Genomic DNA, 7,415 nt, shown 5'->3' with positions numbered 1-7,415 from the left:
CTCGATGATACTGCGACAAATTGCTAAGCCCAAGCCAGTCCCTTCACCGCTGCGGGCATCAGAAGCATCTACCTGTTGAAACCTTTCAAAGATGACGCCCAATTTATCGGCGGGAATGCCGCGTCCGCTGTCTTTGACTTGAAATAACATCCGTCCGGCTTGCTTGCTGGCTGTAAACCAAATCCGGCTCTCACGCGCCGAAAACTTAATTGCATTGCTGAGTAGATTGGTAAAAGCTTGAATCATCCGATCGCCATCGACCCAGACTTGACCGCCAGCATTGGTGAGGCAGATTTCAATCCCCGCCTTATCGGCTAACGGTTCGATCGATTCTACCGCTTTGGTCATTAGCTCAGAGATATTCCACACCGATTTGACCATCTGCACGGTGCCAGACTCGATCCGTTCGATGTCCAGAATGTCATTAACCAGTCGCATCAGTCGATCGGTACTATCGACCGCAATAGTTAACAACCGCTTTTCCTTTTCAGGTTGCTGGTTTAATAAGCCGCTATCGAGCATTTTGAGCGAACCATATATCGATGTCAGCGGCGTGCGTAGTTCGTGAGAGACAATCGAGATAAACTCATCTTTCATCCGTTCGATCTGATGGCGATGGGTAACGTCTAGTACCAACGAAAATACCGATTCCATCCGACCCGCATCATCTAGGAGCACCGAGTTATACCACTCACAGTGGACGATTGTCCCATCTTGGCAATAATTGCGTTTCATGATGACGTTGCCAGCCTCCAGGCCAGATTTCAGCCGTTCCATGACATTGGCAATTCGTTCGGCATCTTCGGGAACCACAAATTTCCATTCATCGGGACGTTTGCCGACAACTTGCGCTAACGACCAGCCAAAAATCTTGGTCGCAGTCGCCGACCACCGACTGACCCGAAATTCCCGATCCCACTCAATTGCTGCAAACGGCGAATTTTCAAAGTGGAAGTTGACGCGCTGAAGGGCATCGCGCAGATCGTTTTCGATTTGTTGGCGCTCGGTGACATCGCGCAAAATTATCGTGTAGACTCGCTCTTGTCCCAATTCTAAATAGGAAATCGAGGCTTCGGCAGGAAACTGGCTGCCATCTTTTCTAGTCCCGATTACTTGTTGTCTGGTAGCCATCGGTCGGGGTCGTACGGCATTGGGAGCCTTGCTACTAATCAAATCGAGATCGATAAACCCTTTTGGCAGCAGGAGATCGAGCGATTTACCGATCGCGTCTGTCGCCGAGCGTCCAAAAATTTGTTCGGCACCTTGATTGAAGAGAGTAATCTGATGATGGCGATCGATCGCAATAATCGCATCGCTGGCAATTTCCAGAATCCCCGCAAATCGCGATCTCGAAATGTGTAATTCTGCCTCGGCTTTGTGACGTTCGCCTAACTCCCGCTGGAGCCTGTCGTTGATTTGCTGAAGATCTCGCGTCCGTTCGACTACCCGCTGTTCTAATTCGATTTTAGCCTCCCGCAGGGCGGTTTCTGTGCGTTCGCGCTCGATCGCATACTGAATCGATCGCAGCAATAAATTACCATCAACTTGTCCTTTGAGCGTGTAATCTTGCGCGCCTTGTTGCATTGCCGAGATTGCCAGATCGCGATCGTCCAAACCCGTCAGAATGATAATCGGAATATGTGGATAGCGATCGTGAAGATGCCGAAAGGAGGCAATGCCTTGGCTATCTGGTAGGGATAGATCGAGCAAAATTAGATCGAAACTATTTTTAATGTCATTTTGGTGACGATCTGTGTCGATCGATAATTGCTCGATCGCCGCAGCTAGCGTCATGACAGGGGTAATCTGACACCGAGTAGTAGTTACTTCTCGCAAGATTTCTTGCAGTAGCCGGATATCTCCAGGGTTATCTTCGATGAGCAATATATTGAGAACAGTAATCATGCTGCTGCGCTCTAGGAGAATGGGGAAGGTGTTAGGAATTAGGCTTTAGGGGAAGGTGTAAGGTGTTAGGCTTTGGGCTTTAGGGAATAGGGAATAGGAAATAGGGAATAGGGTTAAGTCTTGACATCTAAAGCCTAAAACCTTCCCCTAAAGCCTAATACCTAAAGCCTAAAGCCTTCCCCTACTCCGGCGGTAATTGAACGATCGTGAACCAAAAGTCTTCGATCGATTGAATGATGCGCACAAATTGATTGAAATCTACAGGCTTGGTAATATAGCAATTGGCATGAAGATTGTAAGCTTTGAGAATATCTTCCTCCGCCTCAGATGTGGTAAGCACTACGACTGGAATCCGCTGCAACCTTTCATCTGCCCTAATTTCCACTAATACTTCCCGACCATCTTTACGGGGTAAATTCCAATCTAGCAGAATTAGGTCGGGATGAATAGCCTGATGATACTCACCCTGACGGTGCAAAAAATTCATTGCTTCGACACCATCAGCCACCACATTTAAATTAACATTGATTTCTCGGTCTTCCAAAGCAATACGAGTAAGATTGACATCTCCTGGATTGTCCTCAACGAGTAAAATTTCAATGATGCGGCTGTTTATGGGCATGTTGAGAAGAGATGCTATCTACTACTGGGATGGTAAAGTAGAAGATCGATCCGCAACAATCTGATGGTGTCGATAAAGGCGGCGATCCTGAGTCGGATCGATCGGGAATTGATTCCACCCAAATTGTACCATTATGACGTTCGATGATTTTTTTACAGATAGCTAATCCGATCCCGGTGCCGGGATAAGTGACGCGGGTATGTAAGCGCTGGAAGATCGCAAAGATCCGATCGAGATATTGGGTTTCGATGCCGATACCGTTATCGGTAACGCTAAAGCACCAAGCGGCGGGAGTAGTCGCCGTTTCGTCGGGGCGATCGATCGGTTTGACACTAATGTGGATGCGCGGGGGTATTTGGCAGCGAAATTTGATAGCATTGGCAATCAAGTTTTGAAATAGCTGTGTTAATTGAGTAGCATCACCCCAAGCGATGGGCAACGGATCGACAGAGATAATTGCCCCACTCTCCTGGATAGCGACATGCAGATTGGAGAGAGCATCTTGAAGCACGCGATCGCAATCAACCTGCTCGAACGGCTGTTTGCGGCTACTGACGCGGGCATAGCTCAATAATGCCTGAATCAGTGCCTGCATTCGCGCCGCACCATCTACGGCATACTCGATAAATTCATCCGCATCGGGATCTAATTTACCCTGGTAGCGCCGCGATAACAATTGGAGATAACTAGTCACCATCCGCAGCGGTTCCTGGAGATCGTGAGAGGCAATATGGGCAAACTGCTCTAGCTCGGCATTCGATCTGGCGAGTTCTTGACTTTGAAGCTGTTCGCGTTCGAGTAGTTGCGCTTGCGCTAGGGCGATCCCAATTTGGGTAGCCAGTTGGGCGATAATTTCGAGTTCGCGCGGATCCCAATGACGCGGGGCTTGACAGTGGTGGACTACCAATAGTCCCCACAATTGGGTTCGCAAATAAATCGGGACGATCGCACTGGCTTTGACTGCAAATTGTTGGAGAAATTCAACGTAGCAAGGTTCATAGCCAGCTTGGGTAATATCGGCAACTGTATGCAGACTTCCCTGGGGGTAGCGAGTGTAGTAATGGCGATCGAAACAAGGATCGTTAATCTTACTACCCACTACGGCGGGATAATCGGCACTCACTCGCTCCTGGACGACCGTACCAGCACCGTCGGGGTCGAATCTAAACATCAATACCCGATCGACTGCTAAGAGTTTTTGAACTTCCTCAACGACTGTTTGTAAAATTTCTTCGAGTTGTAACGATTGGCGAATCTTTTGGGAAATCTCCGCAGAAAGCTTGGTTTGTTGGCGCAACCGCACCCGATTGCTAATATCGATTAAGGTCGCGCGACTGCTCAGATAATTGCCCTGCTCGTCCCAAATTGCCACTACCGTTGCGCTCACTGGGACGATCCAACCGTCTTTGTGGATTGTCTGATACTCGACATCTCGAATCCAGCCACGTTTTTTGACGATCTCCAAGTTTTCCGCAAATGTTTGGCTACTCTCAGGCGTGAGCAAATCGACAAACCGTTTTTTACCAATAATTTCGGCTTCTTCATAACCCAACATTTCTAGCTCCGTCCGATTGATGCGGATAAAGTTACCGCTCGGATCGAGGGAATGATAACCACAAGGCGCACTGTGGTACAACTCTTCAAATTCAGCAACATAGTCGCGCAGTGTCGATTCGGCCCGCTGTTTGTTGGTGAGATCCCAAGTGACTAAACCATAGAGCATCCCCAGCAATAATAAGGCGAGTACGCCAGAGATCCCAAAAGCAATATTAGTATCGGCTAAACTACGCTGTGAATCAGCTTGTAAGCGATCGAGCATGGCGCATTCCGCGCGAGACAGCTCGGTAGTTACTTCGCGGATGAGATCGAGCGATTGTTGTCCCTGTGCGGTGAGGGCGAACTGAAGAGTGGGTGTTAAGACTGGGGCTTGGCGGCGGTCGATCGTTGCAGCTAGGTCATCGAGTGAACGCACGATTTGTTGCTCCCACGGAAATCTAGGATCTGCACTAGATTTTTTCTGTACCAACAACTTCAACTGCGATCTCAGTTGCGCGATATCGACTCGCCGCGCTGCTAAATATTGGAAATTATTAGTTAGCGAGTATTCGCGTTGTCCGGTTTCGATATCTTTTAAGGTCGAAAGCATCTTTTCCAAGATGGCTAATGCTTGCCCACTGTTAGTTGCCGAGCGATTATTCGCCGCGATCGTATTAATGCTCTGATAAGCAACCGCAGCATTCATCAGTAATACGACTAACGTTGAGACAAAGCCGATCGATACCTTGGCAGAGGCAATATTTTTCATCAGACGATCGGCGAAAACTGAAAAGGTGAACATTAGCCGCGATAGTAACCAGCGATGTTGTGATTATCTTACTCCTGCCACATTGAAAATGGACATCTGCGTCCATTGCGCTGCTCGATCGTAAGTTGCACTCACCTGCGCTTGACACGCGGCATAAAAAATATAATCTGCCATCACCATTTGCTCGTCTGCACCCAGGAGCGTATTGACGATCGCGCGACCCAGACTCGGCTCGCTAGCACTAAAGTAGCCAGCTAATAAGTAATCGATCGCTTGACGGATTTGCGGGTAGTGCTTGTAATAATTAATCGGATCGTACCCATACTCTTTAAACAGCTCGATCTCCGGAATTGCCAGTCCAAACCGAAAACAATTGTCCTCGCCCACGAGCTGCTGCAACCAATAGTTAGTTTTCCCCAAACTGCCGATCGCGATGACTCCATTAATTGTCGCCTGCATCTTGGTTAAATCGATATCTTCGATCGTCGCGGTAGCAATCTGCTCGGTGACATCAGCGGCGGCATATAACTTGCTCGTCCAAGCTTGAGCGTCAGGAATATAAACTACTTGGATTTTGCCACACAGATCCCGATCTGCGGCGATGATTTTGGCTAGGGATTCGATTAAGGCGATAATCGATCGCTGCAAATTGGCGTCAACCGCCGTTTCTGGCGCTGGCACTGCGTCTAAATCGCCAAAGATAAAGGTGCGGGGCACCATCTTGCTCCCAGGGTACTGCTTGAGTCGATCTCCTAAATTAATGATATGCAGAATAGTTAAGAGTTGGCGGTGGTGTGTGCCAATCGGTTGCAAGTGGAGATCGAAGAGGGAATTAACATCGATTTCGATGCCTTGCGATCGCTTCAAATCCAAAGCCAGAGCTTGCTTATTGGCGAGTTTTACTGCGTGCCACTGAGATTGAAATAGCGGACACTCGGCGAGCGTTACGAGCTGTTCTAGGTCTTCGACGTGAGTCATCCAGCGAGTGCCGATGGTCTGAGTCACCAATTTAGCCAAGCGGGGATTGCCTGATAATAACCAGTGCTGGGGACTAAATAATGCTGACTGCTTTTTGGGCACCCCAATCGCGCTTTGATTGGCGTCTACCCAGCGCTCGCGATGGCGTCTGACCGCTGGCGGCAAAGATTTAAACCGCTGGAGGCTTTCACTCATCCCCTCGCGATTGGGGCGAGCTAACTTTTGGGACTCAGCCAAAGCTAGCCGATTATTTCGTAAAAATGATGCACCCGTTCTGACCCGAAAATTGCTACTTTCCATCATGATTTAGATTCCTTGAGAGTATCGCGGACGTCACAATTTGATGCTTTCTCGATCGCCGAGAATTTTGATGGATAATTTGTTCGCTCAACAATATCAATCGTAGTTTAGTCCAAAAGTTTGAGGAAGTTGTGAGGATCGATCCCAAATAGCGATATTTGCCAGCGTAACAGGACACCAACTTAGGCGTTACACTAACTTAAAATATGTGCCTAAAAAATAATTAGACGGTGCAACTCATTGATTGCACCGCCTAATTATGCCCACGCTCGACACAGATCGCTCTCGATCGTCAATGGATGATTAGATTAATTAATAATTATTAATTAATCTAATCATCCATTGACTTCAATTCCTCGTTAAGTCTTGCTGGTTCGACTTCGACGACTTCTACTTCGACAACTTCTACTTCGACCAAGGGCACACTCACCGTTTGCGGGAGTTTCAACGGGATTGCTAGCGGTTGCTGTTCGGGAATCGTCAGCGGTGTTTCGAGCCAATAACTAGCGGTGGGAATCGTCCGCTCCAAGTCTTCTAACGGTCTGGGTATTACCATGATCGAGCGCAATTCCCCGATCCGTTCGGCGGCTGACATGCCGACATCCAACGCGATCGTCACATTGGAAACCGTGCCGCGAATAATCGCCGTACAAAATCCAGCACCAGTTTTTTCATAGCCAGCCACATACACATCGGCAGTTTTGAGCATCGCATCCATCGCCCCTACCATCGGCGGAAAACCTCTGGTTTCAAGCAACCCGATCGCCAGATTGCGAAGCTTGCTTTTGCCAACAATTTGTGCTAGCATCCGGTCGCTAATTGGCAACACGACATTAAGATTTGGAAAGGGACGGGAAATTACTGTTTGGTAAATCAACTCATCCATCTGCTCGGCGACTTCCGCACCAGCAGCGACAGCCAATTTGACATCGGGAAACCGACCGCGAATCACCGCCGTACAATAGCCACCCCCAATCTTTTCGTAACCCACTAAAGTGACTGCGGCAGATTTGATCATCATATCTGCCGTTCCCACCATAGCCGGAAAGCTACGAGTAGATATTAACCCGATGGCACTTTCAGCATGAATATTGGACATCGCTGGCTGTGAAGGCTCCCCCAAAGGTGGATTTAGTGGATAGTGAAAAGTGGATAGTGGAGCGATAAATCATGCCTGAAACCCATGCGGTGGGCAGTGCCCACCCTACATATTATTAAATACTGGGCTTTGTTTCTAGATCTAAATCCCCCAACCCCCTTTCCAAGGGGGCTTTAAAAGTCCCCATTTCCAAGGGGAATTTAGCG

General features: G+C 48.4%; 5 protein-coding genes. All 5 read right to left on the bottom strand.

Annotation, left to right across the window (positions count from 1 at the left end; all coding sequences use genetic code 11):
* A partial coding sequence (locus tag RMO52_RS05825; protein ID WP_310411794.1) for a PAS domain S-box protein occupies positions 1-1,905 on the bottom strand: 1,905 nt, incomplete at its 3' end.
* Positions 1,906-2,086: 181 nt separating this feature from the next.
* Positions 2,087-2,527, bottom strand: coding sequence for a response regulator (locus RMO52_RS05820; RefSeq protein ID WP_309744259.1), 441 nt, complete (start codon positions 2,525-2,527; stop codon positions 2,087-2,089).
* Positions 2,502-4,832: an ATP-binding protein gene (locus RMO52_RS05815; protein WP_310411790.1), complete on the bottom strand. Its 2,331-nt coding sequence runs from the start codon at positions 4,830-4,832 to the stop codon at positions 2,502-2,504. The genes RMO52_RS05820 and RMO52_RS05815 overlap by 26 nt, the downstream gene beginning before the upstream one ends.
* A 63-nt stretch (positions 4,833-4,895) precedes the next feature.
* A complete protein-coding gene (locus RMO52_RS05810) occupies positions 4,896-6,113 on the bottom strand; it encodes a glycogen/starch/alpha-glucan phosphorylase (protein WP_310411787.1) in 1,218 nt (405 codons plus the stop codon).
* A 328-nt stretch (positions 6,114-6,441) separates the two neighbouring features.
* On the bottom strand, positions 6,442-7,209 hold the full coding sequence (locus RMO52_RS05805) for a carbon dioxide-concentrating mechanism protein (RefSeq protein ID WP_309740167.1): 768 nt from the start codon (positions 7,207-7,209) through the stop codon (positions 6,442-6,444).
* Between the last annotated feature and the right edge of the window lie 206 nt (positions 7,210-7,415).

It is taken from the genome of Chamaesiphon sp. OTE_8_metabat_110, assembly GCF_031382685.1.
Taxonomy (GTDB): domain Bacteria; phylum Cyanobacteriota; class Cyanobacteriia; order Cyanobacteriales; family Chamaesiphonaceae; genus Chamaesiphon.
The sequence above is the reverse complement of the archived record's forward strand: the minus strand, read 5'-3'. Positions and strand labels throughout refer to the sequence as shown.

Excerpts from the sequence above, each read along its gene's own strand:
- RMO52_RS05820 (WP_309744259.1), bottom strand. The coding sequence starts at position 2,527 with ATGCCCATAAACAGCCGCATCATTGAAATTTTACTCGTTGAGGACAAT.
- RMO52_RS05815 (WP_310411790.1), bottom strand. The coding sequence starts at position 4,832 with ATGAAAAATATTGCCTCTGCCAAGGTATCGATCGGCTTTGTCTCAACG.
- RMO52_RS05810 (WP_310411787.1), bottom strand. The coding sequence starts at position 6,113 with ATGATGGAAAGTAGCAATTTTCGGGTCAGAACGGGTGCATCATTTTTA.
- RMO52_RS05805 (WP_309740167.1), bottom strand. The coding sequence starts at position 7,209 with ATGTCCAATATTCATGCTGAAAGTGCCATCGGGTTAATATCTACTCGT.